Genomic DNA, 21,629 nt, shown 5'->3' on the forward strand with positions numbered 1-21,629 from the left:
TGCGGGCAACTGCCTGGGGTGTGGCCCCGCGGTGATCGTCCGGGTTTGCCCGGCCACCTCTTCACTCCGGGCCGGTCCACCGCTGGCTGAGCCCCAGAAAGAAAGCGCCCAGATGTCCACCCGCCACCTCGTCGATCCCGAAGTCCTGCCGCTGCTCGACCTGATGCAACCAATGGGCTTTGCCATCGAAGACCTGCCCCGCATCCGCGCCGAAAGCGAAGCGCGCTTTGCCTTCCTGGGCGACGTGCCGCTGGCTGCGGAGGTCAAGGTGATCGACGGGCCCGGCGGTCCGCTGGAAATCCGCTGGTTCGATCCCGATCCGGGGCAGACCGGCCGCGCCGCGCTGTATCACATCCACGGCGGCGGCATGATCATCGGCTCGGCCCGCTCGATGCAACATGGCCCGTCCAGGATCGCTCATGCGCTGGGGATTCCGGTCGCCTCGGTGGAATACCGGCTTGCCCCGGAACACCGCTTCCCCGCCCCGCACGAGGATTGCCTGACGGGCCTGCGCTGGCTGGCGGACAATGCCGCCGAACTGGGGGTCGATCCGGCCCGGATCGGGATCATGGGTGAAAGCGCAGGCGGCGGGCTGGCGGCGGGCGTGGCGCAGATGGCGCGCGACCTGGGCGGCCCCGCGCTGGCGGCGCAGTTGCTGACCTTCCCGATGCTGGATCATCGCACCGGCGGCCCGGATTGCCCGTGGCGCAACCCGTCGACCGGGGAATTCATCTGGACGCGCCCGTCCAACCAGTTCGGTTGGGAAGCGCTGCGCGGCAGCTACCAGCCGGTCGATGCGCGCAAGGGCTGGTTCAGCCCCAGCCTGGCGGAAGACCTGTCGGGCCTGCCGCCCTGCTGGATAGGAACCGGCAGCATCGACCTGTTCTTCGATGAAAACCTGGATTACGTGCGCCGGCTGTGCGCCGCCGGGGTGCCGGTGGAACTGCATTCCTATCCCGGCGCGCCGCACGCTTTCAACGTGATGCCCGATGCGGCCAGCGCAAAGGCCTATTCGCGCGACCTGCTGGCCGCGGCGACCCGCCTGCTGGCGCTGTAACCGTAAATCGCAACGAGCCTCGCGGCGGGGCGCCGCGCAGCTCGTCACAGTTACCGGGGCGCTACGCTCAGATCGCGCGCCCGGCGATCGACACCTGGCGGATCCGGCCGTCGCCATCCACCGCGCAGGTGAAATTGTCGCCGCTGGTCACCCGACCCTGGACGCGCCAGCCATCGCCTTCGCGCGTGACATTGTCGACCGTGTCGACCCCGGTCTTGCCGCGCGACACTTCATCGATGCAGCGATTGACCGCGCCGTTGATGCCGGTGCCTTCGTTCCACTGCGGACGGTCGTCATTGCCGGCATAACCGCGCGAATCCGGCCGGGCGGGCGCATCGGGATAGCGGTATTCCGGTTCGGCCCGCTTCTGCTTGTTGTTGCTCGCCGCGCTGGCAATGGCAGCGATCCCGCCGATGATCAGGATCCCGGCCAGCACATCGCCGGCATCGACCCGGTCATGGTGGTGCCGCCCCCAGCCGCCACCCCAACCGCCGCCCCAGCCGCGATCCCGGGCCATCGCCGGCGAAGCCATCATCGCCAAGGCAGCAACGCTGGCCAGCACGCTGGCCCCACGCGAAATCCTGCGCGTCATAATCCGACCCTCCTGCCGCACCGCCGCGCCGCCTGTGCGCGCGGAAGACTCGGTGCGAATATGCTGATGGGACTAGGCGGCCCAGGCTGTCTCCAGTCTGAACCGCCCGTCGATGGTCAGGCACGGCTCGCCGTGCCGGGCCGGTTACAGCCCGCGCAGCCCCGAGAAGTCCATGTCGACCACCCGGCCCTGCTCGATCCGGCACTTGAAGCTGCCGCTGTCATAGCCGCGCAGCCCCGCGTTCCAGCCGCGATAGTCACCGCCCCAGCCCCGGCCATACTGGCCGTCGCCGTGGCGCCAACCGCGTCCCATCGCGTTGACCGCGATCCGGCCACGCACTTCATAGCCAAAGCGGGTGTCGCGCACTTCGCGGATGTCGGTCACGTCGGCCCGGCCATAGCTGTAGCGCGCGGCGCTGCGTTCGACGGCAAAGACGCACTGTTCCACCGCCTGGCGCGGATTGCCCCGCCAGCCAGCGTCGCGGTTGTAGCCGCCGCCCCAACCCCGGCCATAGTCGCCGTAACCGGCACGGTCATAACGGTAGTCGCGGTCATAGCGGTAGTCGCGATCATTGCTGCCGGCCGCGGCGGCCACCGCCGCGATGCCGCCGATCACCAGCGCACCGGCAATCACGTCGCCCGCGCTGATGCCGCCGCGATCATGATAGCCGCGCGCATCGGCCAGCGCCGGACTTGCCGAGGAAGCCACCATCGCACCAGCTGCGACAGTGGCGAGCGTGCCCTTGGCCAGAGCTTTCGAAAGGGTCTTCATGGCAACTCGTCCTTCAATCTGCCGGACGGGATAGTCCGGCGTTGAGGATGAGATAGCGAATCGAGCTTGGCGCGATGCTGAACCCGGGCGACAGCATCCATTCATGTTGAGCGGAACTTTTCTGAACGGCGAGGCAAGGCGACGACCTGCGCTGGCCCTGCCCGCGCTGTGCCGTTCTCAACTCCTGCCAACTCGGGTTGTGCCACCTCTAGCTCGACTGGTGCTCGCGCCGAGCCTTCGCGCGAAAGTTGCAGGGTCCAGCCGATGCAACTCCCGCCAGGACCACCTACGGCTGCGGTACTTTCAGGCCGCTCCAGTGCGCCAGGAAGGCCAGAACGTCGGCATTTTCGGCCACGGCCTTGTCGGTCGGCTTGCCTGCGCCGTGCCCGGCCCGCGTCTCGATCCGGATCAGGCGCGGCTTCGCCCCCAGCGCCGCGGCCTGCAGCGCGGCGGTGTACTTGAAGCTGTGCCCCGGCACGACGCGGTCATCCGTGTCAGCAGTCGTCACCAGCACGGCGGGATAGTCCCGTCCGGCCTTGATGTTGTGATAGGGCGAATAGGCCCGCAGCACGCGGAAATCGGCCTCCTTGTCAGGATAGCCATAGTCATCGACCCAATACCGCCCCGCCGTGAACCGGTCGAAGCGCAGCATGTCCATCACCCCGACGGCCGGGCTGGCGGCAGCGAACAGATCGGGCCGCTGATTGACCACCGCGCCGACCAGCAGGCCGCCGTTGGACCCGCCCTGGATGGTCAGCCCACCCTTTGGCGTGACCCCTTCGGCAATCAGGTATTCGCCCGCCGCGATGAAATCATCGAACACGTTCTGCTTGTTGTGCAGCCGCCCGGCATCGTGCCATTCCTTGCCATATTCCCCGCCGCCGCGCAGGTTGGCCAGGGCAAAGGCCCCGCCCGCTTCCAACCAGGCCATCCGCGCCGCCGAAAAGGCGGGGGTCAGCGATATGTCGAACCCGCCATAGCCATAAAGCAGCGTCGGCACGGCCATGCCCGCCGCGGCCGTCTCGCGCTTGCGCACCAGGAACAACGGCACCCGGGTCCCGTCCTTCGAGGTGTAGAAGCGCTGCTCGATCGCGTAGTCTTCCGGCTTGAAGCCCAGCTTCGGCAGGGCAAAGGGCACGGTCTTGCCGTTGCTGCTGTCATAACGATAGACCGCGCTGGGCTGGTTGAAGCTGGAGAAACTGTAGAACGTTTCCGGATCGCCCGGCTGCCCGGTAAAGCCCGATGCCGTGCCGATCGCGTTGAGCGCGATCGTCTGGACCCGGCTGCCGTCGAGCGAGACCATCTCGGCCATCGACGCCGCATCCTTGAGGTAGTTGAGGATCAGCTGGTTGCCGACGATCTGGGCCCGCTCCAGCGTCTCCTCGCGCTCGCGGATCACGTCCACGAAGCCGCGTTCGGGCTGTTTCAGGTTGGTCGCCACCACTTTCAGGCGCGGCGCATCCTTGTTGGTGACGAACCAGAGCGTGTCACCCATGCCTTCAATCAGGCGCCAATCATGGTCCAGCCCCTTGACCAGCGGCTGCGCTGCCCAGCTCTTGGCCTTGGCCCCCCGCTTGCCCAGCGGGATCACGTGCAGCGCGAACCGGTTGTCAGTGCCCCGGGACGTGGTGATCAGCGCCCAGCGCTGATCGTGAGTGACCTGCGCAAAGTGCCCCAGGTCGGGCTGATCAGGCGTGGCATAGACCAATTCGTCCGCCGATTGCGGCGTGCCGATGCGGTGAAAGCGCACTTCCTGGTTGCGGTTGAGCTGCTGAAACGCCTGCCCCGCCTGCGGTTCGGGAAAGCGGGAATAGAGGAACCCGATCGAACCGATCCAGGCGATGCCAGTAAATTTGGCCCACTTGATCTCGTCAGTCAGCACCTTGCCCGTCGCGACGTCCAGCACGCGAATCGTGCGCCAGTCCGAACCGCCGTCCTGCACCGAATAGGCCAGCAACGAGCCACCATGCGCCGGCTCCCAGGCATCCAGCGCGGTCGCCCCATCCTTTGCCCAGGCATTGGGATCGATCAGCAACCGTGGGTCACCGTCCAGACCCTGCCGCACGAACAACTGCGCCTGGTTCTGCAGGCCCGAATTGCGGGTATAGAAATAGGCCTTGCCCGCCTTTACCGGCAGACCGAACCGCTCGTAGTCAAGCAGTTGGCGGATCCGCTGCGCGAACCAGGCGCGTTCAGGCAACTTGGCAAGGTAATCCTGGGTGACACGGTTCTGCCGCCCGACCCAGTCCGCCACTTCGGTATCGCTGCGCACATCGTTCTCGAGCCAGCGATAGGGATCTGCAACCTGCTCGCCGAACTTGCTCTCGACCAGCGCTTCACGCCGGGTTTCCGGATAGGAAATCGCCATTCCGTCCTCTGCCAGCGCCGCACCTGCCGTCGTAAGAAGCATGGCACCCAACAAGGTGCGGGACACGCGGCGCATCATATTCTCCCCAAACGAAAAGGCGGGGGCAAGCCTACCGCCTGCCCCCGCCTTTGCAATCGGTCCGTCGACCAGCGACGTTACCGTTCGACTTATTCCTCGTCGGCCGAGAACACCGGACCCGAATCCTGGCCCTTGGCCGAAGTGTCGCGGTCAACCAGTTCAATCACGGCCATCGGCGCGGCGTCCGAAGCGCGGATGCCGGCCTTGATCACGCGGGTGTAGCCACCCTGGCGATCAGCGTAGCGCGCGGCCAGCACGTCGAACAGCTTCACCAGCTGCGCATCGTCCAGCAGACGGGCGTGGGCGAGACGACGGTTCGAAAGACCGCCGTGCTTGGCCAGCGTGATCAGCTTTTCGATGTAGGGGCGCAGTTCGCGCGCCTTGGGCAGGGTCGTGGTGATCTGCTCGTGCTTGATCAGCGCGGCCGACATGTTGCGCAGCAGCGCGCGGCGGTGGCTGGAAGTGCGGTTGAGCTTACGACCGCCGTATTTGTGACGCATGGTTCATTCCTTCGTTCGTAGGGGGCCCGTGTCAGGTAGCCCGATCCTGGCGGCTGTCGCGGTCGCCGCCATTCACCGTGTGCGAGGGACGCCCTGGGGCGCCCCCGCCGTGCCATCAGCCGAGCAGTTCCTGCTCGAGCTTCTTGGCCATTTCCTCGATGTTCTCGGGCGGCCAGCCCGGGATGTCCATGCCGAGACGCAGGCCCATCGAGCTCAGGACTTCCTTGATCTCGTTGAGGCTCTTGCGGCCGAAGTTCGGCGTACGGAGCATCTCGGCCTCGGTCTTCTGGACCAGGTCGCCGATGTAGATGATGTTGTCGTTCTTGAGGCAGTTGGCCGAACGGACCGACAGTTCCAGCTCGTCCACCTTCTTGAGGAGGTAGCGATTGAGCTGGTTGGTGTCGCCTTCTTCCGCCGCCGGAGCCGCCATGCCGATCATCGGCGAAGCGCCCATCGGCACCGCATCTTCGAAGTGCACGAACAGCGCCAGCTGGTCCTGGAGGATGCGCGCGGCATAGGCCACGGCGTCTTCCGGAGTGACAGTGCCATCGGTTTCGACCGACAGGCTGAGCTTGTCATAGTCAAGCTCCTGGCCGATGCGGGCGTTGTCGACCTTGTAGCTGACCTGACGGACCGGCGAGTAGAGCGAGTCGACCGGGATCAACCCGATCGGCGCATCGACCGGACGGTTCGACACGGCCGGGACATAGCCCTTGCCGGTGTCGGCGGTCAGTTCCATGTTCAGCGTCGCACCTTCGTCGAGGTGGCAAAGCACGAGGTCCTTGTTCATCACCTCGATGTCGCCCGAAACGGCGATGTCGCCGGCGGTTACGGCGCAGGGACCGGTCGCCGAAAGCTGCAGACGCTTGGGGCCTTCGCCCTGCATCTTGAGCGCGATCTGCTTGACGTTGAGCACGATGTCGGTGACGTCTTCACGCACGCCGGCGAGCGAGCTGAACTCGTGCAGCACGTTTTCGATCTTGATCGAAGTGATCGCGGCGCCCTGCAGCGAGGACAGCAGCACGCGGCGCAGCGCGTTGCCCAGCGTCAGACCGAAACCGCGTTCGAGCGGTTCGGCCACGAAGGTCGCGCGCCGCTTGGGGTCGTTGCCCGGCTTCACCTCGAGGGCGTTGGGCTTCTTGAGTTCCTGCCAGTTCTTGATGTTGACAGTCATGGACTTCCCCTAGGGTCTTGTTTTGGCGGAAAGGCCGCTGCCCCTTGCGGGACCGCGGCCGAACCGGAACTGCGGCGGGATCGCCCCACCGCGGTGCATTCGATCAGACGCGGCGACGCTTCGAGGGCCGCACGCCGTTGTGCGGGATCGGCGTAACGTCGCGGATCGAAGTGATGGTGAAGCCCACCGCCTGCAGCGCGCGCAGCGCGCTTTCGCGGCCCGAACCCGGCCCCTTCACTTCGACTTCCAGAGTGCGCACGCCGTGTTCGGCGGCCTTCTTGCCGGCGTCGTCCGCAGCCACCTGAGCGGCATAGGGGGTCGACTTGCGGCTACCCTTGAAGCCCATCATGCCCGCGCTGGACCAGCTGATCGCATTGCCCTGGGCGTCGGTGATGGTGATCATGGTGTTGTTGAAGCTGGCATTCACATGCGCGATGCCGCTGGTGATGTTCTTCCGCTCGCGGCGCTTAATGCGCTGGGGTTCGCGTGCCATGGTTCTTATCCTGTCAAAAGAAACGAAGGGACGGCGTTAGGCTGAAACAGCCGCCCGCTTACTTCTTCTTGCCGGCGATCGGCTTGGCCTTGCCCTTGCGGGTGCGGGCGTTGGTGTGAGTGCGCTGACCGCGAACCGGCAGCCCCTTGCGATGACGCAGGCCGCGATAGCAGGCCAGGTCCATCAGGCGCTTGATGTTCATCGCGGTTTCGCGGCGCAGGTCACCCTCGACCGTGTGGTCGGCGTCGATCGTCTCGCGGATGTGCAGGACTTCCTGGTCAGACAGGTCCTGGACGCGGCGGGTATGGTCGATACCCAGCTTGTCGGCGATCTGGCGGGCCTTGAACGGGCCGATACCATGGATGTAGGTGAGCGCGATGATCACGCGCTTGTTGGTGGGGATATTGACCCCGGCAATACGAGCCACTTAGTTCTCCATGCTCCACAGGGAAACGCCTGCGCGCCCCCCTATCTCAACGCTTCACTCACAAAAAACGGCAAAACGCCCGGTTGGCGCGCACAAAGGCTATCGCCTGCCGGACTGACCCGCATTTCGAGTGAAGGGCGCGCTTAGGGCGATTCGTCCAGCATGTCAACGCCGCCGAACCGAGAAGGCCGGGAAGGCTGCCGAAACCCGAAGGCGATTGGTCATTGTCTAAGGGAAAAGCGCATACCAGTCAAAGCCCCGGCGCCACCTTAGTTGCCTGTGTCCTTGGCGCCAGGCTCGACCGCCGGCTTCGCCTTGCCCTGGACTGCCGCTGGCACGGGCTTGTCTTCACCCTCCAGCGCAGTCGGCTTGTCTTCGCTAGGCGTAAGGCGCTGAGCCAGGCGAGCGAGCTGCTGGCCAAGCATCCCATCGACTGCGGGGGCGATTTCACTGACCTTGGTGCGGAAATAACCGCCGACCACGTATTCCCAGAAGATCCTGGTTTTGCCCTCATCGCCGGGCTTGAGGATGATGACCAGCTTGCCGGTAACCGCCTCGCCCTGCAGTGGCCCCAGCCCACCTTCCATAAGCAGCACCTTGTTCGGATTCACGTGGACAACGTGCATATGCTCGACGCTGCCCCGCCGCGTGCCTTCGGGCGCCTTTGGCTCCTTGGGCATCAATTCACAGAAGCAGCCCGTGGCCTGGGCATCGATATAGAGGCCGGACGCATCCTTCGACCAGGTGTGCGCCTTGTCCCACCATTTCGCGGGCGCCAGCAATTCCGCCCAAACCTCCGACGGGCTGCGCGGCACCTCGACGCTCTGCCTTACGACGAAGCCATTTTCGGCCTGCTCGACCACTTCAGCCCCGCCTGCACTGGGCACTCCAAGCGCGAGGCCAGCCAGGACCGTTCCGATCCGATTGCGCATAGTCGTGGTTCCCCTGCGGCACCCGGTCCGCAGCGAACCTGGGTCAGACTGAAATAGTACGTTCGATCGCCGCCGTCACGTGGTCCATTTCGGCCATGCCGTTGACGCGGGTGACGATGCCTCGGGCGTCATAGATTGGCAGGATCGGCGCGGTCTTGGCGCGGTATTCGGCCATGCGGGTACGCACCGTTTCCTCGTTGTCGTCCGGACGGCGTTTGAATTCATGGCTGCCGCACTTGTCGCATACGCCGGGCTGGCGCGGCTGTTCGAACTTGTCGTGATAGCCCTTGCCGCAATTGGCGCAGGTGAAGCGGCCCGTGATCCGTTCGACCAGGGCATCCTCGTCGACGTCGAGTTCTATCACGTGATCCAGCTTGCGACCGCGCGATGCAAGGATCGCGTCAAGCGATTCCGCCTGGGCAGCAGTGCGCGGATAGCCATCGAAGATTGCGCCGACCGCGGCGCCCATGGCATCAAGTTCGTCCCCGATCAGGGCCGAGACGATCTCATCCGAGACAAGTTCGCCGCGCTCCATCACCGCCTTGGCCTGCAGTCCGACCGGCGTGCCGGCCTTCACTGCGGCGCGCAGCATGTCGCCGGTCGAAAGCTGGCGCATGCCATGCGCTTCGACGAGCCGCTGTGCCTGGGTGCCCTTGCCCGCTCCCGGCGGGCCCAGCAGGATGATGTTCACTTTGCAGGTCCCCTCTGTCCTTGTGGCCGAGCCCCTCAGCTCAGCGCAGGCGGCCTTTCAGCTTCGCCTTCTTGATCAGATCGCCATACTGGTGCGCCAGTAGGTGCGACTGGATCTGGGTGATAGTGTCGACGGTGACGTTGACCACGATCAACAGACTGGTGCCGCCCAGGAAAAGGGCACTGACACCGGTCTGCGCCAGGACCCACTCGGGCACGACGCAGACGATCGTGAGATAGAGTGCGCCGATCACCGTTATGCGGGTCAGGACATAATCCAGATAGGTTGCCGTGTTCTTGCCGGGGCGAATGCCCGGGATGAACCCACCGTTGCGCTTGAGGTTCTCCGACGTTTCCTCGGGATTGAAGACTACCGCGGTGTAGAAGAAGCTGAAGAAGATGATGCCCGCCGCATAGAGCAGCATGTAGACCGGCTTGCCATGCGCCAGATACTGGTTGAGGCTGATAACAAAGCTGCCAACCGCCGTGTCCGGAGAGACCGAATTGCCGGCAAACTGGGTGATGGTCAGCGGCAGCAGCAACAGCGAACTGGCAAAGATCGGGGGAATTACGCCTGCGGTGTTGAGCTTGAGCGGCAGGTGGCTGCGATCCGCCTGCATCATGCCCTTCTGGCTGGCCCGCTTTGGATACTGGATCAGCAGCCGCCGCGTTGCACGTTCCATGAAACAGATCAGCAGAATCAGAGCCACGAGCAGGACGATCAATCCAACAATCGTACCGCCGCCGATCGAGCCGGTACGCCCGCCTTCGAACAGGTTGGCGACGAAGGTCGGCATCTGGGCGACAATCCCCGCCATGATGATCAACGAAGTGCCGTTGCCGATCCCGCGCGAGGTGATCTGTTCACCCAGCCAAAGCAGGAACATGGTGCCGCCGATCAGGCTGACCACCGCGCCGACCCGGAACATCACGCCGGGATTGACCACGGCCTGCAGCCCGCTCGACGCGCCATAGGCTTCCAGGCCAGAGGCGACGAACCAGCCCTGCACCGCGGTCAGCAGCACCGCGCCATAACGGGTGTACTGGTTGAGCTTCTTGCGTCCGCTTTCGCCTTCCTTCTTCAGCGCACCCAGCGCCGGATGAAGCGATGCGGCCAGCTGCACGACGATCGACGCCGTGATGTAGGGCATGACGCCGAGCGCGATGAGACTCATGCGTTCAAGGCTGCCGCCCGAGAAAGTGTTGAACAGGTCGAGGATACCGCCCTGGGTCTGCTTGTAAAGCTGCTGCAGGATGAGCGGATTGACGCCCGGCAGCGGCACGAAGCTGAGGAAGCGGAACACGATCAGGGCACCGACAGTGAACCAGATGCGGTTCTTCAGCTCGGTGGCCTTGGAAAAATTCGCGAGGCTGAGATTGCTCGCGATGTTGTCGGCGCGTGATGCCATTGTCTGGTCAAGCCTTGCTTGGAAACGCCGGTGCGGCCCGGCTTCCCCCTATACCCGTGGGAAGCCCATATAGGTGTCGGGCGGGGATAGACAAACCCCCGCCCGAACTTGTCCTGGGATTATTCAGCAGCAGCCGCCTTGGGGGCCGGCACTTCGACCGAACCGCCGGCCTGCTCCACCGCAGCCTTCGCACCGGCGGAGACGCCGGCGACCACGAACTTGGCCTTGGCCGAGAACGCGCCCTTGCCCAGCAGGCGAACGCCGTCCTTGCCGCCGCGCGCCAGACCGGCCGCCTTCAACGCAGCATGGTCGATCACGCCGCTTGCGTCGAGCTTGCCCGCGTCGATCGCCTTCTGGACGAGACCCAGGTTCACTTCGGCATAGTCCTTGGCGAAGATGTTGTTGAAGCCGCGCTTCGGAATGCGCATGTGCAGCGGCATCTGGCCGCCTTCGAAGCCATTCACCGAAACGCCCGAACGCGCCTTGGCACCCTTCTGGCCGCGGCCCGAAGTCTTGCCCTTGCCCGAGCCGATGCCGCGGCCCACGCGCATGCGGGACTTACGGGCACCATTGTTGTCGGAGATTTCGTTCAATTTCATAGTATGCACTCGCTTTCGCTTTGGTCGCGCTGACAGGAAGGCGCGCCCTTAGGCGAAGCAGGCGCCAATGTCACCCCTGAAAACGCAACGGTGCAAAGCCGGCGGTCCGGTCTTGTTCCATACCCATGATGGTCGATAGCAGTCGTTCGCGATGAAGCGCCCTGCCCTGATCGATCTTGGCCTGTTGCTGGCCCTCTCACTGATCCTGCGGGCCGCGCTGCTCGGTCACCCCAACCTGTTCATCGACGAAGCGTTCTACACCAGTGTCGGCGCGGCAATGCATCAGGGCGCGCTGCCATATGTGGACGTATGGGATCGCAAGCCGTTCGGTCTCTTTGCGCTCTATTGGCTGTTCACGACCTTCTCCCCATTTCCGCTCGGCTATCAACTCGCGGCGATTGTCTTCTCGGGCGCGACCGGGTGGGTGGTCAGCCGGATCGCGCTATTGTGGACCCCGCGCCGCGCCGCGCTGAGCGCAGGGGCGCTCTATGTGCTGTCCCTGGGGCTGTTCCAGGGTTTCGGCGGCCAATCACCCGTCTTCTACAACCTGCCGATGGCCCTGGCGGTGCTGCTGGTACTGCGCTCGCGCCAGACCTTGCGTGCCTGCGGACCAGACGGTGCAACCTACCTGGCGATGGTGCTTGCTGGACTGGCCATCACCATCAAGACCACCGCCCTGTTTGAAGCTGGTTTCCTCGGCCTTTATGCTGCATTCCTGCTCAATCACGCAGATCAGGCGCCAGCAAGCAAGCTGCGCCAAGTATTCAACCTGGCCTTCGCCGGAGCAACGCCAACCCTGCTCATTGCCGGGGGATACGCGCTGGCCGGACACTTCCCCGAATGGTGGCAGGCCATGGTTGGCGCAAACCTGGTAGAAGGCAAGTGGCAGGCCGCTGCCGCCTTCGCTCAGGGCAGGACTCTCGGCATAGTGCTGATCCCCTTCGCGGCCATGGCTAGTTTCGGTATGGCGGCAATGGCCAACGATGATCGGCACTTCATGCTAGGATGGATGAGCGCGGCATTGGTCGGGCTCATCTCGGTACCATACTTCCACGCCCACTATGCGCTGCCGCTGCTGGTGCCGCTGGCCGCCGCGAGTTCCAAGGCCTTTGCCCACCCTCGGCTCGGCCCGGCTCTGCTCGCCGCCTGCGCGGTCCTGCTCGCTCCCGCTTTCCATCCCCTTGACCGGCGCGCCACCCAACAGGCCCGCCAACAGATGGACGAAGCGGCCAGTTTCATCAGCCAGAACGGGAGCAAGCGGGGCCTGCTGGTCTACCAAGGCCCACCCTACCTCTACGTCGCCAGCGGAGCCCCCTTCCCCTCGCCGCTGGCCTTCCCGCCACATCTCAACCATGCAATCGAGCGCAATGCGAGCACGCTCGACACCGCTGCCGAAGTCCGTCGGATCCTGGCCGCCAAACCAGGCGTCGTGGTGATTGCCCGGTACGTCCGAGATGCCCCGCTCAACGACGAGACGGCAGGTATGGTTTCAGCCTATGCCCTTGGCCATTGCCGGAAAGTTACGGAAATCGACGTACCAGAACTGCTGCGCAGCGATCGCCTGATCATTTGGGGCGACTGCCGATAAGCCCCCCTCAGACAGCGAAAGGGCCCCGGTCTTGCGACCGGAGCCCCTTGCGCCTGTCCAGCACTGGAAGCCGGGTCAGTCGACCACGGCAACCATGTGCGGCAGCTTGGCGATCGCGCCGCGCACTTCGGGAGTGTCTTCCACTTCCACCACGCGATGCATCTTGCCCAGACCCAGACCGATGAGGGTCTTCTTCTGGCTTTCGGGCCGACGGATCGGCGAACCGATCTGCTTGATCTTGATCTTCGCCATGATCTGTTACTCCGCAATCGCTTCGGCGGCAGCTTCCGCTTCCGCCGCGCTCGCGCCGCCGCGACCCAGCAGGTCGGCAACCTTCTTGCCACGACGCTGGGCAACCGACTTCGGCGAAGTCTGGTCGGTCAGCGCGTCAAAGGTGGCGCGGATCATGTTGTAGGGGTTGCTGGTGCCGACCGACTTGGTCACCACGTCCGCCACGCCCAGGCTTTCGAAAACGGCACGCATCGGGCCGCCCGCGATGATCCCGGTCCCGGCCGGAGCCGAGCGCACGTTGACCTTGCCCGCACCGAATCGGCCCTTGCCGTCGTGATGCAGGGTGCGGCCTTCCTTGAGCGGAACGCGGACCATCTTCTTCTTGGCCGAGGCAGTCGCCTTCGTGATGGCTTCCGGCACTTCGCGAGCCTTGCCATGGCCGAAGCCCACGCGGCCCTTGCCGTCACCGACCACAACCAGCGCGGCAAAACCGAAGCGCTTGCCGCCCTTCACGGTCTTGGAAACGCGGTTGATGTGCACGAGCTTTTCGATCAGCTCCTCGCCACCTTCCTCGTCGCCGCCGCGACCGCGACGATCGTCGCGCCCACGGCCACGGCCACCACGGTCGTTACCGCCGCGATCGTTGCCGCCACGGCCCCGACCACGACCACGGCCGCCTTCGCGCTCGCCACCTTCAGCGGGAGCAGCAGCCACATCGGCAACGACGCCTTCGGCTTCAATGTTGGTTTCGTCAGCCATCTTAGAACTCCAGCCCGCCTTCACGCGCGGCGTCGGCCAGCGCCTTGACGCGGCCATGGAACAGGAAGCCGCCGCGATCGAACACGACGGAAGTCACGCCAGCCTTCTTCGCGGCTTCGGCCAGGGTCTTGCCAACCTGCGCAGCGGCATCGACGTTCGCACCGGGGCCCTTGCTGCCCTTGGTCAGGGTCGAGGCCGAAGCGATCGTGCGGCCAGCCGCATCGTCGATGATCTGGGCGTAGATGTGACGGCCCGAACGGTGCACCGACAGCCGAGGACGGCCACCGGCGCGCGCCTTGAGAGCGGTGCGAACGCGCCGACGGCGGCGCTCGAAAAGGGACAGCTTGGCCATTACTTCTTCTTCCCTTCCTTGCGGAAGATGAACTCGCCGCGGTACTTGATGCCCTTGCCCTTGTAGGGTTCAGGCTTCCGCCACCGGCGAATTTCGGCCGCAACCTGGCCGACCTTCTGCTTGTCGATACCCGAGATCTCGATCGTGGTGTTGTCGGGCGTCTTGATTTCAATGCCTTCCGGCACCGAGAAATCGACGTCATGGCTGTAACCGAGCTGCAGCTTCAGGTTCTTGCCCTGCGCGTTGGCGCGGTAGCCGACACCGGTGATTTCGAGGACCTTGGTGTACCCTTCGGTCACACCGGTCACGAGGTTCTGGACCAGCGTGCGCTGCATGCCCCAGAACGAACGGGCGCGCTTGGATGCGTTAGCCGGCTGCACCAAGATGCTGCCTTCTTCCACCGCGTAAGTCACGTCGTCAGCGAGGCTCAGCGTGAGGGTGCCCTTCGGGCCCTTCACTGTGAGGGTGCCGTCCGCGATCGCGGCAGTGACGCCGCCCGGAACGACAACCGGCCTTTTACCGATGCGGCTCATCAGAACACCTCCGCCAGCACTTCGCCGCCGACATTCTGCGCGCGGGCTTCGGCATCCGAAAGCACGCCGCGCGGAGTCGAGACGATGGTGATGCCAAGGCCATTGCGGACCACCGGGAGTTCCTTCGAACCCGAGTAGACCCGGCGACCAGGCTTGGAGACGCGGGCCACGTGCTTGATCGCGGGCTCGCCTTCGAAATACTTCAGTTCAATCCGCAGCTGCGGGTGGGCGCCAGTGGCGTCCTCGCTGAAACCACGAATGTAGCCTTCGCGCTGCAGAACTTCGAGCACACGAGCGCGCAGCTTCGAAGCCGGCGAAAGGACGGAGTCCTTCTTCGCACGCTGGCCGTTGCGGATGCGGGTGAGCATATCACCCAGGGGATCGGTCAATGCCATCGCTTTGGATCCTTACCAGCTCGACTTCGTGAGACCGGGGATAAGGCCCTTGTTGCCCTTGTCCCGCAGCTCAACACGGCACAGGCCGAACTTGCGATAGTAGCCGCGCGGGCGGCCGGTGGTGGCGCAGCGGTTGCGCACCCGGGTCGGGTTCGCGTTGCGCGGGATTTCGGCGAGCTTCAGACGCGCGATCAGGCGTTCGGTATCGTCGACGCTTTCATCGTCGGCAATCGCCTTCAGCTTCGCGTACTTGGCTGCGTACTTCTTGACGAGCAGCTTGCGCTTCTCGTTCTTGTTCACGGAACTCAGTTTCGCCATGGACTTAAGCTCTCTCTAACTCAGGCCGCTTGCGCAGCTTCGGCCTCGGCCGGGAACGGGAACCCGAACAGACGCAGCAGCTCGCGCGCTTCGTCGTCGGTCTTGGCAGTGGTCGTGACGATGATGTCCATCCCACGCACCTTCTCGATCTGGTCGTAGCTGATCTCAGGGAAGATGATCTGCTCCTTCAGGCCCATGGCATAGTTACCACGGCCGTCGAACGATTTGGCGTTCAGACCACGGAAGTCGCGAATACGGGGCATCGCCACGGTGATCAGCCGGTCGAGGAATTCGTACATGCGTTCACGGCGCAGGGTGACCTTGCAACCGATCGGCATGCCTTCACGCAGCTTGAACTGCGCGATCGACTTCTTCGCCTTGGTGATCACGGGCTTCTGACCCGAAATCAGTTCCATTTCAGCGGCGGCAGTCGTGACCTTCTTCTTGTCCTGGCTGCCTTCGCCAACGCCCATGTTGATCGTGATCTTCTCGATCTTGGGCACTTCCATGTGGTTCTTGTAACCGAACTTTTCGGTCATCGCCTTGGCAATTTCAGCGTCATACTTGCTGCGCAGACGCGGAACGTACTTGTCAGCCATCGATCGTCTCCCCGGACTTGACGGCCACACGGACCTTCTTGCCGTCCTTGGTTTCGAAACGCACTCGCGACGGCTTGCCTTCAACGGCCAGGCCGACCTTCGAGATCGCCATCGGCGCTTCGCGGCGTTCAATGCCACCCTGCGGGTTAACCTGGGTCGGCTTGCGGTGACGGGCAGCGATGTTCACACCCGAGACCACGACCTTGCCTTCCTGCGGCAGGACCTGGAGGACAGTGCCAGTGCGGCCCTTGTCCTTGCCCGAACGGACGACGACGTTATCGCCCTTCTTGATCTTAGCGGCGGCCATTACAGCACCTCCGGCGCAAGGCTGATGATCTTCATGTAGCCCTTGCCGCGCAGTTCGCGCACCACGGGGCCGAAGATACGGGTGCCGATGGGCTCGGCGTTCTTGTTGATCAGCACGGCAGCGTTGCTGTCGAAACGGATCACGCTGCCGTCAGCACGGCGCACGTCCTTCTTGGTACGCACGATCACCGCACGGTGGACGTCGCCCTTCTTCACCTTGGTGCGGGGCTGCGCTTCCTTGACCGACACCACGATGATGTCGCCCACGCCGGCAGTCCGGCGCTTCGAGCCGCCCAGCACCTTGATGCACTGGACGCGCTTGGCGCCGCTGTTGTCAGCGACGTCGAGCTGGGATTGCATCTGGATCATTGATCCGGTTCCTTCCTACTGGCTTGCCGGAACCTGTCCGGCAGTTCCAAATCGCTTGCGAGGCTCAGCGCCTCAGACGTCAGCCTCGACCGCAGCCGTCTTACCGGCGGTGACGCGTTCGATCACCTTCCAGTTCTTCAGCTTCGAAAGCGGACGGGTCTCTTCGATCCGCACGGTTTCACCGGTCTTGTAGGCATTGTCCTCGTCGTGGGCGTGATACTTCTTCGAACGACGGATGATCTTCCCGTAGAGCGGGTGCTTCACCTTGCGTTCGACCTTCACGACCACGGTCTTGTCGGTCTTGTCGGAAACCACGGTCCCGATCAGGATACGCTTGGGCATCGTGGTGCTCCTTACTTCGCCGCTTGGGCGCGTTCGCCCTGCAGCGTCTTGATGCGGGCGATGTCGCGGCGCACTTCCTTGATGCGCGCCGGACGTTCCAGCTGGTTGGTCGCAGCCTGGAAACGGAGGTTGAACGCCTCGCGCTTCAGGTCGGCCAGGTCAGCCGAAAGCTGATCGTCGCTCTTCGCGCGCAGATCTACAGCCTTGGCCATTATTCACCTCCCAGGTGGCTGGTGTCGCCGAGACGGGCAACAACCTTGGTCTTGATCGGCAACTTCATCGCCGCGCGGCTGAACGCTTCAGCGGCCAGCGGGCCAGCCACACCGTCCAGTTCGAACAGGATGCGACCCGGCTTGACGCGGGCAGCCCAGTATTCGATCGAACCCTTGCCCTTGCCCTGACGAACTTCGGCAGGCTTCTTCGAAACCGGCACGTCCGGGAAGACGCGGATCCAGAGACGACCCTGGCGCTTGATGTGGCGAGTGATCGCACGGCGAGCCGCTTCGATCTGGCGGGCGGTGATGCGCTCCGGCTCCATGGCCTTCAGGCCGTAGGAACCGAAGTTCAGATCGGTGCCGCCCTTGGCGTCGCCCTTGATCCGGCCCTTGAAGGCCTTGCGGAACTTGGTCTTTTTCGGTTGCAGCATGGCTTAGTTCCTGCGGTCTTCGCGCGCCGGACGCACGCCGGAAGTCTGCGCTTCCATCATCAGCCGGTCCTGCGCCATCGGGTCGTGGCCAAGGATTTCGCCCTTGAACACCCACACCTTGATACCGATGATGCCATAAGTGGTAAGCGCTTCAGCTTCGGCATAGTCGATGTTGGCACGCAGGGTGTGCAGCGGCACGCGACCTTCGCGATACTGTTCGACACGGGCGATTTCAGCGCCGCCGAGACGGCCGCCGCAAACCACCTTGATGCCTTCGGCACCAAGACGCATCGCGGACTGCATCGCCCGCTTCATCGCCCGGCGGAACGCCACGCGGCGGATCAGCTGATCGGCGATGCCCTGGGCGACAAGCTTGGCGTCGATTTCCGGCTTGCGGATTTCAACGATGTTCAGCTTGACGTCGCTGTCGGTCATCTTGGCGAGCTGCGAACGCAGCTTTTCGATGTCCGCGCCCTTCTTGCCAATGATGACGCCCGGACGGGCGGCATAGATCGACACGCGGCACAGCTTGGCCGGACGCTCGATCACCACCTTCGAAATCGCGGCCTGGGGCAGCGTTTCGATGATGAACTTGCGCATCTTGAGGTCTTCCTCAAGCAGCTTGCCGTAGCTCTTGCCCTCGGCATACCAGCGGCTGTCCCAGGTGCGGTTGATCTGCAGGCGCAGGCCAATGGGGTTGCTCTTGTGACCCATGGATCAGGCCTCCTCGACTTCGCGAACCACGATCCGCAGCCGGCTGAACGGCTTGAGGATTCGGGTCGATTTGCCACGGCCACGAGTGTGGAACCGCTTCATGGTGATCGCCTTGCCGACGCTCGCTTCAGCCACAACCAACGCGTCAACGTCGAGGTTGTGATTGTTTTCCGCGTTGGCAATCGCCGAAGCGAGGACCTTGCGGGCATCGACGGCCATCGCCCGCTTCGAAAAAGCGAGGATGTTGAGGGCCTCTTCGGCCTTCTTGCCGCGGATCAGCGCAGCGACCAGGTTGAGCTTCTGAGCCGAACCACGGATCGTGGTGCCGACAGCCAGCGCTTCCTTGTCACCGACGCGGCGGGGAGCTGCTTGCTTGCCCATTAGCGCTTGCCCTTCTTGTCGGCGGCGTGGCCGGGGAAGCTGCGCGTGGGCGCAAATTCACCAAGCTTGTGACCGACCATGTCCTCGTTGACCGAGACGGGGATGAACTTGTGCCCGTTGTAGACGTTGAACGTCAGACCAACGAACTGCGGCAGGATCGTCGAGCGACGCGACCAGGTCTTGATCGGACCGGAGCGGTTGCCACCATCCTGAGCGGCTTCCGCCTTCTTCAGGAGGTGCAGGTCGACGAAGGGGCCTTTCCAGACGGAACGTGCCATGGGGGCTTACCTCTTCTTCTTCGCGTGACGCGAACGGATGATCAACTTGTCCGTCTGCTTGTTGTTGCGGGTACGGGCGCCCTTGGTCGGCTTGCCCCACGGGGTAACCGGATGACGGCCACCCGAGGTGCGACCTTCACCACCACCATGCGGGTGGTCGACCGGGTTCTTGGCAACACCGCGAGTCAGAGGGCGCTTGCCCAGCCAACGATTGCGACCGGCCTTCGCCAGGTTCTGGTTCTGGTTGTCGGGGTTCGACACCGCACCGATCGTGCCCATGCAATCGCCACGCAGGTAGCGCTGCTCACCCGAGTTCAGGCGAACGATGACCATGCCGCGGTCACGACCGACGACCTGCACGTAAGTGCCGGCCGAACGGGCGATCTGACCACCCTTGCCCGGCTTCATTTCAACGTTGTGGCAGATGGTGCCAACCGGCATCTGGCTGAGCAACATCGCGTTGCCCGGCTTCACGTCGGTTTTTTCGCCAGCCACCACTGTGTCACCGACAGCAAGACGCTGCGGAGCAATGATGTAGGCCTGTTCACCATCAGCATACTTGATGAGGGCAATGAACGCGGTCCGGTTGGGATCGTATTCCAGGCGCTCGACGATCGCGGGAGCGTCCCACTTGCGGCGCTTGAAATCGATGAAACGGTACTTCTGCTTGTGACCGCCAGCGATTCCGCGCGAAGTAACGTGGCCCTTGTTGTTGCGGCCACCGGTCTTGCGCTTGCCTTCGGTCAGCGCCTTGACGGGCTTGCCCTTCCAAAGCGCCGAGCGGTCGACCAGGATCAGGCCGCGACGGGCCGGGCTGGTCGGGTTGTAGTTCTTGAGTGCCATGGTGCGCCTCAGATCCCGCTGGTGACGTCGATCGACTGGCCTTCAGCCAGACGAACGACCGCCTTCTTGACGTCCGAACGGCGATAGGGCTTGCCCTTCCACCGCTTGGTCTTGCCCTTCTGGGTCAGGGTGTTCACGGAGACCACCTTGACGTCGAACAGGGCTTCAACCGCCGCCTTGATCTGCGGCTTGGTGGCGCTGTCCGCCACCTTGAAGACCACGGCGTTGTTTTCGCTAAGCAGCGTCGACTTTTCAGTGATGTGGGGAGCCACGATCACGTCGTAGTGACGCGTGTCGATTGCGTCCTTAGCCATTGAAACGCGCCTCCAGCTTTTCGACCGCGGCGCGCGTCAGCACCAGCGTATCATGCTTCAGGATGTCATAGACGTTCGCGCCGATGGCCGGGAGCACGTTGATGCCGACGAGGTTGCGGGCAGCGCGGGCAAACCCGGCATTGACCTGCTCACCGTCGATCACGAGCACCTTCTTGCCCCAGTTGGCCTTGGCCAGCTGAGCAGCAACGGCCTTGGTCTTGGCATCGGTGACGTCGAGCGTGTCGACCACGACCAGTCCGGTCTTGGCCTTGCTCGACAGGGCCATCTTCAGACCCAGCGCGCGGACCTTCTTGTTCAGCGACACGTCGAATTCACGACGACGCGGACCCATGGCCTTGCCACCGCCGATGAACACGGGCGCCTTGCGATCGCCGTGACGAGCGGTACCGCCGCCCTTCTGGCGACCGAACTTCTTGCCGGTGCGGGCCACGTCTGAACGCTCGCGCGCCGCACGGGCGATGCCGCGACGGTTTTCGAGCTGCCAGGTGACAACGCGGTGCAGAATGTCGGCGCGCGGTTCGAGACCGAATACGTCGTCATTCAGTTCGACGTCGCCCTTGGCGGCGGTGCCGTCGAGATTGGAAAGCTTCACCTTCACGACTTAGCCCTCCTGGCCTTCACCGGCTTCCGGCGCGTCAACCACGGGGGCTTCGGCGGGAGCAGCGGCATTGCTGTTGGCGGCCTGCTTCAGACCAGCGGGATAGGGCGCTTCGGCGTGACGGGCGACCTTGACGGCGTCCTTCACGGTCAGCCATGCGTTCTTGGAACCCGGGACCGAACCCTTGACGAAGATCAGCCCGCGCTCGTCATCGACGCGCACGACTTCCAGGTTCTGTTGGGTGCGGTGACGGTCGCCCATGTGGCCAGCCATCTTCTTGTTCTTGAAGACGCGGCCCGGATCCTGGCGGTTACCGGTCGAACCGTGAGCACGGTGGCTGATCGAGACACCGTGGGTGGCGCGCATACCGCCGAAACCCCAGCGCTTCATCGCACCGGCAAAACCCTTGCCCTGGGTGTGGCCCGAAATGTCGACGAGCTGGCCAACCGCGAAATGCGAGGCGGCGATCGTCGAGCCGACTTCGAGCACGGCGTCATCCGCAACGCGGAATTCGACGACCTGCTGCTTCAGCGGCACTTCGGCCTTGGCGAAGTGTTCGCGCTGCGGCTTGGCAACATTCTTCTGCTTGGCAGCACCGGCGCCCAGCTGAACCGCGACGTAACCGTCACGTTCGGCAGTGCGGACCGAAACCACCTGGCAATCTTCCAAAGCCAGAACGGTGACCGGCACGTGCCGCCCGTCGTCCTGGAACAGGCGGGTCATCCCCACCTTCTTTGCGATCACGCCAGTGCGCATGATCCATTCTCCTACAGAGGCCTGCAGGGACCATCCCTACAGGCGTGTCCAGCCCATTTTGTGATGCGAGCCCCGTCCGGGCTGGGTGCCCCCTCAAGAGGGAGCGAGACGGGGGACGCATGCCCGAGGCTAGCCTCGGAGGTATCCCTTGTGTCCCCAACATTTGCCGGGGCTCTGTCTCGTCGCGGTCTTGATC

The 21,629-nt window shown here is 64.0% G+C and carries 32 protein-coding genes; 2 read left to right on the top strand and 30 right to left on the bottom strand.

Annotation, left to right across the window (positions count from 1 at the left end):
* Positions 1-112: 112 nt before the first annotated feature.
* Positions 113-1,057 carry an alpha/beta hydrolase gene (locus tag ACE3N9_RS01535; protein WP_374280162.1) on the top strand — a complete coding sequence of 315 codons (945 nt, stop codon included), beginning with the start codon at positions 113-115 and terminating at the stop codon, positions 1,055-1,057.
* Between the two features lie 67 nt (positions 1,058-1,124).
* Here ACE3N9_RS01535 and ACE3N9_RS01540 read toward each other — a convergent pair whose 3' ends face one another.
* The 11 genes from ACE3N9_RS01540 to rplO form a co-directional block, all read right to left on the bottom strand.
* Positions 1,125-1,649 carry a hypothetical protein gene (locus ACE3N9_RS01540; protein WP_374280164.1) on the bottom strand — a complete coding sequence of 175 codons (525 nt, stop codon included), beginning with the start codon at positions 1,647-1,649 and terminating at the stop codon, positions 1,125-1,127.
* 144 nt (positions 1,650-1,793) lie between these two features.
* A complete protein-coding gene (locus ACE3N9_RS01545; protein WP_374280166.1) occupies positions 1,794-2,420 on the bottom strand; it encodes a hypothetical protein in 627 nt (208 codons plus the stop codon).
* A gap of 286 nt (positions 2,421-2,706) precedes the next feature.
* On the bottom strand, positions 2,707-4,830 hold the full coding sequence (locus ACE3N9_RS01550) for a prolyl oligopeptidase family protein (protein WP_374280168.1): 2,124 nt from the start codon (positions 4,828-4,830) through the stop codon (positions 2,707-2,709).
* 125 nt (positions 4,831-4,955) lie between these two features.
* Positions 4,956-5,366 (bottom strand): 50S ribosomal protein L17, encoded by a 411-nt coding sequence (rplQ, locus tag ACE3N9_RS01555; RefSeq protein WP_374280170.1) that lies wholly within the window; start codon positions 5,364-5,366, stop codon positions 4,956-4,958.
* A gap of 115 nt (positions 5,367-5,481) precedes the next feature.
* Positions 5,482-6,540: a DNA-directed RNA polymerase subunit alpha gene (locus ACE3N9_RS01560; protein WP_374280172.1), complete on the bottom strand. Its 1,059-nt coding sequence runs from the start codon at positions 6,538-6,540 to the stop codon at positions 5,482-5,484.
* Positions 6,541-6,643: 103 nt separating this feature from the next.
* Positions 6,644-7,033, bottom strand: coding sequence for a 30S ribosomal protein S11 (rpsK, locus tag ACE3N9_RS01565; protein WP_088307824.1), 390 nt, complete (start codon positions 7,031-7,033; stop codon positions 6,644-6,646).
* A 58-nt stretch (positions 7,034-7,091) separates the two neighbouring features.
* Entirely contained in the window at positions 7,092-7,460 is a 369-nt protein-coding gene (gene rpsM, locus ACE3N9_RS01570; protein ID WP_374280175.1) for a 30S ribosomal protein S13, read from the bottom strand.
* Between the two features lie 269 nt (positions 7,461-7,729).
* Positions 7,730-8,392 (bottom strand): SRPBCC family protein, encoded by a 663-nt coding sequence (locus ACE3N9_RS01575; protein ID WP_374280177.1) that lies wholly within the window; start codon positions 8,390-8,392, stop codon positions 7,730-7,732.
* Between the two features lie 43 nt (positions 8,393-8,435).
* Positions 8,436-9,083 carry an adenylate kinase gene (locus ACE3N9_RS01580; protein WP_374280179.1) on the bottom strand — a complete coding sequence of 216 codons (648 nt, stop codon included), beginning with the start codon at positions 9,081-9,083 and terminating at the stop codon, positions 8,436-8,438.
* A gap of 40 nt (positions 9,084-9,123) precedes the next feature.
* Positions 9,124-10,491: a preprotein translocase subunit SecY gene (gene secY / locus ACE3N9_RS01585; protein WP_374280181.1), complete on the bottom strand. Its 1,368-nt coding sequence runs from the start codon at positions 10,489-10,491 to the stop codon at positions 9,124-9,126.
* A 119-nt stretch (positions 10,492-10,610) separates the two neighbouring features.
* Entirely contained in the window at positions 10,611-11,090 is a 480-nt protein-coding gene (gene rplO / locus ACE3N9_RS01590) for a 50S ribosomal protein L15 (RefSeq protein ID WP_374280183.1), read from the bottom strand.
* Positions 11,091-11,241: 151 nt separating this feature from the next.
* Between rplO and ACE3N9_RS01595 the strand changes: the two genes are divergently transcribed.
* Positions 11,242-12,678, top strand: a complete 1,437-nt coding sequence (locus ACE3N9_RS01595) for a hypothetical protein (protein ID WP_374280185.1) — start codon at positions 11,242-11,244, stop codon at positions 12,676-12,678.
* Between the two features lie 75 nt (positions 12,679-12,753).
* Here the strand turns inward: ACE3N9_RS01595 and rpmD are convergent, their stop codons facing one another.
* From rpmD to rplC, 19 genes are all read right to left on the bottom strand, one after another.
* Complete coding sequence (rpmD, locus tag ACE3N9_RS01600) at positions 12,754-12,930, bottom strand: 50S ribosomal protein L30 (protein WP_374280187.1); 177 nt, start codon at positions 12,928-12,930, stop codon at positions 12,754-12,756.
* Between the two features lie 6 nt (positions 12,931-12,936).
* Positions 12,937-13,668 (bottom strand): 30S ribosomal protein S5, encoded by a 732-nt coding sequence (gene rpsE / locus ACE3N9_RS01605; RefSeq protein WP_374280189.1) that lies wholly within the window; start codon positions 13,666-13,668, stop codon positions 12,937-12,939.
* A 1-nt stretch (position 13,669) separates the two neighbouring features.
* Positions 13,670-14,020 carry a 50S ribosomal protein L18 gene (gene rplR, locus ACE3N9_RS01610; RefSeq protein WP_374280191.1) on the bottom strand — a complete coding sequence of 117 codons (351 nt, stop codon included), beginning with the start codon at positions 14,018-14,020 and terminating at the stop codon, positions 13,670-13,672.
* The gene (gene rplF / locus ACE3N9_RS01615) at positions 14,020-14,553 is read right to left on the bottom strand and encodes a 50S ribosomal protein L6 (protein ID WP_374280193.1); all 534 of its coding nucleotides are present in this window, start codon (positions 14,551-14,553) and stop codon (positions 14,020-14,022) included. The genes rplR and rplF overlap by 1 nt, the downstream gene beginning before the upstream one ends.
* Positions 14,553-14,948, bottom strand: coding sequence for a 30S ribosomal protein S8 (gene rpsH, locus ACE3N9_RS01620; protein ID WP_374280195.1), 396 nt, complete (start codon positions 14,946-14,948; stop codon positions 14,553-14,555). Before rpsH ends, rplF begins: the two co-directional genes overlap by 1 nt.
* 12 nt (positions 14,949-14,960) lie before the next feature.
* The gene (gene rpsN, locus ACE3N9_RS01625; protein WP_374280197.1) at positions 14,961-15,266 is read right to left on the bottom strand and encodes a 30S ribosomal protein S14; all 306 of its coding nucleotides are present in this window, start codon (positions 15,264-15,266) and stop codon (positions 14,961-14,963) included.
* A gap of 20 nt (positions 15,267-15,286) precedes the next feature.
* Positions 15,287-15,865, bottom strand: coding sequence for a 50S ribosomal protein L5 (gene rplE, locus ACE3N9_RS01630; protein ID WP_374280199.1), 579 nt, complete (start codon positions 15,863-15,865; stop codon positions 15,287-15,289).
* Complete coding sequence (rplX, locus tag ACE3N9_RS01635) at positions 15,858-16,172, bottom strand: 50S ribosomal protein L24 (protein WP_374280201.1); 315 nt, start codon at positions 16,170-16,172, stop codon at positions 15,858-15,860. Before rplX ends, rplE begins: the two co-directional genes overlap by 8 nt.
* Entirely contained in the window at positions 16,172-16,540 is a 369-nt protein-coding gene (rplN, locus tag ACE3N9_RS01640) for a 50S ribosomal protein L14 (RefSeq protein ID WP_370306782.1), read from the bottom strand. Before rplN ends, rplX begins: the two co-directional genes overlap by 1 nt.
* A gap of 72 nt (positions 16,541-16,612) precedes the next feature.
* Positions 16,613-16,882 (bottom strand): 30S ribosomal protein S17, encoded by a 270-nt coding sequence (gene rpsQ / locus ACE3N9_RS01645; protein WP_374280203.1) that lies wholly within the window; start codon positions 16,880-16,882, stop codon positions 16,613-16,615.
* Between the two features lie 11 nt (positions 16,883-16,893).
* Positions 16,894-17,094 carry a 50S ribosomal protein L29 gene (gene rpmC / locus ACE3N9_RS01650; RefSeq protein WP_374280205.1) on the bottom strand — a complete coding sequence of 67 codons (201 nt, stop codon included), beginning with the start codon at positions 17,092-17,094 and terminating at the stop codon, positions 16,894-16,896.
* Positions 17,094-17,528: a 50S ribosomal protein L16 gene (gene rplP, locus ACE3N9_RS01655; RefSeq protein WP_133722282.1), complete on the bottom strand. Its 435-nt coding sequence runs from the start codon at positions 17,526-17,528 to the stop codon at positions 17,094-17,096. The genes rpmC and rplP overlap by 1 nt, the downstream gene beginning before the upstream one ends.
* A 3-nt stretch (positions 17,529-17,531) precedes the next feature.
* The gene (gene rpsC / locus ACE3N9_RS01660; protein WP_374280208.1) at positions 17,532-18,242 is read right to left on the bottom strand and encodes a 30S ribosomal protein S3; all 711 of its coding nucleotides are present in this window, start codon (positions 18,240-18,242) and stop codon (positions 17,532-17,534) included.
* 3 nt (positions 18,243-18,245) lie between these two features.
* On the bottom strand, positions 18,246-18,623 hold the full coding sequence (rplV, locus tag ACE3N9_RS01665) for a 50S ribosomal protein L22 (protein ID WP_374280210.1): 378 nt from the start codon (positions 18,621-18,623) through the stop codon (positions 18,246-18,248).
* On the bottom strand, positions 18,623-18,901 hold the full coding sequence (gene rpsS / locus ACE3N9_RS01670; RefSeq protein WP_374280212.1) for a 30S ribosomal protein S19: 279 nt from the start codon (positions 18,899-18,901) through the stop codon (positions 18,623-18,625). The genes rplV and rpsS overlap by 1 nt, the downstream gene beginning before the upstream one ends.
* A 6-nt stretch (positions 18,902-18,907) precedes the next feature.
* Complete coding sequence (rplB, locus tag ACE3N9_RS01675; RefSeq protein WP_374280213.1) at positions 18,908-19,744, bottom strand: 50S ribosomal protein L2; 837 nt, start codon at positions 19,742-19,744, stop codon at positions 18,908-18,910.
* Positions 19,745-19,752: 8 nt separating this feature from the next.
* On the bottom strand, positions 19,753-20,058 hold the full coding sequence (locus ACE3N9_RS01680) for a 50S ribosomal protein L23 (RefSeq protein WP_374280215.1): 306 nt from the start codon (positions 20,056-20,058) through the stop codon (positions 19,753-19,755).
* On the bottom strand, positions 20,051-20,677 hold the full coding sequence (gene rplD, locus ACE3N9_RS01685; protein WP_374280217.1) for a 50S ribosomal protein L4: 627 nt from the start codon (positions 20,675-20,677) through the stop codon (positions 20,051-20,053). Before rplD ends, ACE3N9_RS01680 begins: the two co-directional genes overlap by 8 nt.
* A 3-nt stretch (positions 20,678-20,680) precedes the next feature.
* Complete coding sequence (gene rplC / locus ACE3N9_RS01690) at positions 20,681-21,433, bottom strand: 50S ribosomal protein L3 (protein WP_374280219.1); 753 nt, start codon at positions 21,431-21,433, stop codon at positions 20,681-20,683.
* Positions 21,434-21,629 lie beyond the last annotated feature (196 nt).

It is taken from the genome of Novosphingobium sp. (assembly GCF_041905565.1).
Classification (GTDB): Bacteria; Pseudomonadota; Alphaproteobacteria; order Sphingomonadales; family Sphingomonadaceae; genus Novosphingobium.